This is a genomic window from Desertihabitans aurantiacus (assembly GCF_003344635.1).
GTDB classification, from domain to species: Bacteria; Actinomycetota; Actinomycetes; order Propionibacteriales; family Propionibacteriaceae; genus Desertihabitans; species Desertihabitans aurantiacus.
Window position 1 is genome coordinate 1 of sequence record NZ_QPKK01000369.1, and the last position, 2,899, is coordinate 2,899.

Annotated in this window: 2 protein-coding genes and 1 pseudogene; 2 read left to right on the top strand and 1 reads right to left on the bottom strand. The window is 74.1% G+C overall.

Annotation, left to right across the window (positions count from 1 at the left end; genetic code table 11):
* Positions 1 to 237: pseudogene (locus tag DVA66_RS19020) on the bottom strand (hypothetical protein); the annotation flags it as partial.
* Positions 238 to 450: 213 nt separating this feature from the next.
* On the opposite strand from DVA66_RS19020, the gene DVA66_RS19025 reads away from it, so the two are divergent.
* Complete coding sequence (locus DVA66_RS19025) at positions 451 to 1,890, top strand: LCP family protein (protein WP_198671950.1); 1,440 nt, start codon at positions 451 to 453, stop codon at positions 1,888 to 1,890.
* 66 nt (positions 1,891 to 1,956) lie between these two features.
* Positions 1,957 to 2,899, top strand: a 943-nt coding sequence (locus tag DVA66_RS19030) for a glycosyltransferase family 2 protein (RefSeq protein ID WP_157974144.1), incomplete at its 3' end; no start/stop codon positions are given.

The following is a 2,899-nucleotide window of genomic DNA, read 5'->3' on the forward strand; positions in this document are numbered from 1 at the left end:
CGGCTCGTGCGGGTCGTGCGCCGGCGGGGGAGCGGGGACGGGGCGCACCGGTTCGCGCCGGGCGGGCTCGGGCCGCGGCTGCCGCGCGGCCTCCCGGTCGTGCTGCTCGGTCCGCGCCCGCAGCTCCGACAGCTCCTCGTCCGACATCATCCGGGTCTGCTCGGGCGTGACCGGACGGTCCCTCGGCTCCCGGCGGTACAGCCAGTCGAGGTCGTCGTTCCTGGAGTCGGGAGACATGGCAGCCACGGTACTTCCCGGCCCCGGCGCGACGCGGAGGTCGCGACCCGGGTCGGCGTTCGTGGCGGAGCCATGACCTCCTGGTCGGCGTTCGTGGCGGAGCCGCGACCTCCTGGTCGGCGTGGCGAGTGGGCAGGTCCGCCCGTGGTGGTACACGCTGGGACCCGATCTGGGTGGGACCTTCCCCGCTCGCCGAGATTGAGAGGACCTGCCGTGCCCGCAGCCGAGGCCACGACCGCCACGCACCCGTTGCTGCCCCCCGTCGACCATCCCCGCACCCACCGTCGCTCGGCCGACTGGGCCTCGCTGCGCCGCGGCCTGGTGCTGCTCGCGATGACGCTGCTGCTCCCGGGATCGGCCCAGCTGGTGGCGGGCAACCGCCGCATCGGCCTGGCCGCGCTGCGGGTCTGGCTCGGCGGGTGGGTGCTCCTGCTCGCCTTCGTCGTGCTGGCCCTGGTGCACCGCAGCACCGCCGTCGCCCTGCTCAGTGGGGACTTCATCTGGTCGGCGCTGCAGGCCACCATGGTGCTGGCCGGGGTCGCACTGGTGCTGCTGCTGGTCGACGCCTGGCGGCTGGCCCGTCCCATCGACATGCACCGCCCGCACCGGCTCGGCTTCGCCGCCCTCAGCCTCGGGCTGGCGCTCACCGTCGGCAGCGGCGCCGTGGCTTCGGCCGGCGTCCTGGACAGCCAGGGCCACCTGGTCGAGCACGTCTTCGCCGGTGGTGGGGAGCAGGAGACGGTCGACGGCCGCTACAACGTGCTGCTGCTCGGTGGGGACGCCGGCGAGTCGCGGGTGGGGATGCGTCCGGACAGCCTCATCGTGGCCAGCGTGGACGCCGAGACCGGCCGCACGGTGCTGTTCAGCCTGCCGCGCAACATGGAGGACGTGCCCTTCGCCGAGGGCTCCCCGATGCGCACGCTGTACCCCGACGGCTTCACCTGCCCCGACCACGAGTGCATGCTCAACGCCGTCTACACCGAGGCGACCAAGCACCCCGAGCTGTACCCGGGCGTCCGCGACCCCGGGGCGCAGGCCACCAAGGAGGCCGTCGAGGGCATCACCGGGCTGAAGATCAACTACTACGCGATGGTCGACCTCAAGGGCTTCGAGTCGCTGGTCGACGCCGTCGGCGGGATCACCCTCGACATCGAGCGGCGGGTGCCGATCGGCGGGGGCACCAGCAAGGTCAAGGGCTACATCGAGCCCGGTGAGCAGGTGCACCTCAACGGCTACCACGCGCTCTGGTACGCCCGCTCCCGGCACGGCTCCAGCGACTTCGAGCGGATGGAGCGGCAGAAGCAGGTGATGAACGCCATGCTCGACCAGCTCGACCCGATGACCGTGTTCACCCGGTTCTCCGAGATCGCCGCGGCCGGCAAGCAGGTGGTGCGCACCGACGTCGACGGCGGTGCGGTCAGCGACCTGGCCGAGCTGGCCCTCGGGGCGCGCCAGCACGACATCCAGAGCGTCTCCTTCGTGCCGCCGCTGGTCTACCCGGGCAGCCCCGACTTCGGCCTGGTCCGCCAGGCGGTCGCCCACGAGCTGGCCGTCGCCGAGGCCCTGGACGCCCAGACGCCCCCGCCGCCGGCCCCCGAGCCCCTGGCGCAGGCGCAGGAAAAGGTGGAGGCCGCCAAGAAGAAGGGCGACTAGGGTGCACCGGTGGCCGACCTGAGCACCCGTCCCGCCGCCGACCCGTGGCCCGGGGTGAGCGTGGTGATGCCGGTCCGCGAGGAGGAGCGCCACCTCGCCCGGGCGGTGTCGCGGATCCTCTCCCAGGACTACCCCGGTGAGCTCGAGGTGGTGATGGCGGTCGCCCCGAGCACCGACCGCACCGAGCAGATCGCCGCCGACCTGGCCGCCGCCGACCCCCGCGTCCGGGTGGTGCCCAACCCGGCCGGACGGACCCCGCACGCGCTGAACGCCGCCATCGCGGCGTCCCGCTTCGACGTCGTCGTCCGGGTGGACGGCCACGGCGAGCTCACCCCGGGCTACCTGCGGACCGCGGTGGAGCTGCTGCGGCGCACCGGCGCGGCCAACGTCGGCGGGATCATGGACGCCCAGGGGGAGACCGCCTTCGAGCAGGCCGTCGCGGTGGCCTACACCAGCCGGCTCGGGCTCGGCGGGTCGGCCTTCCACCTCACCACCAGCCGCGAGCAGGAGGCCGAGACGGTCTTCCTCGGCTCGTTCCGCAAGGACGCCCTGCTCGAGGTCGGCGGCTACGACGAGACCCTGCACCGAGCCCAGGACTGGGAGCTCAACTACCGGCTGCGCCAGGCCGGGCACCGGATCTGGTTCTCACCGGCCATGCGGGTCACCTACCGGCCCCGCTCCACGCTGCGCGCGCTGGCCCGGCAGTTCTTCGAGACCGGGCGGTGGCGGCGCGAGGTGGTGCGCCGCCACCCCGACACCGCCAGCCCGCGCTACCTGGCCCCGCCGGTGGCCGTCACCGGGGTGGTCGGCGGTCTGCTGGCCACGCTGGCCGGTGGCACCGTCGGGCCGCGGTGGCTGCGGCTGGCCGCGCTCGCACCCCTGGGCTACCTCGGCGTGGTGGTCGGGGGCGCGTTCGCGCTGCGCCGCGACCTGCCGCGCGGCGTCCGGGTCCGGCTGCCGCTGGTGTTCGCGGTGATGCACCTGTGCTGGGGCACCGGCTTCCTCGTCG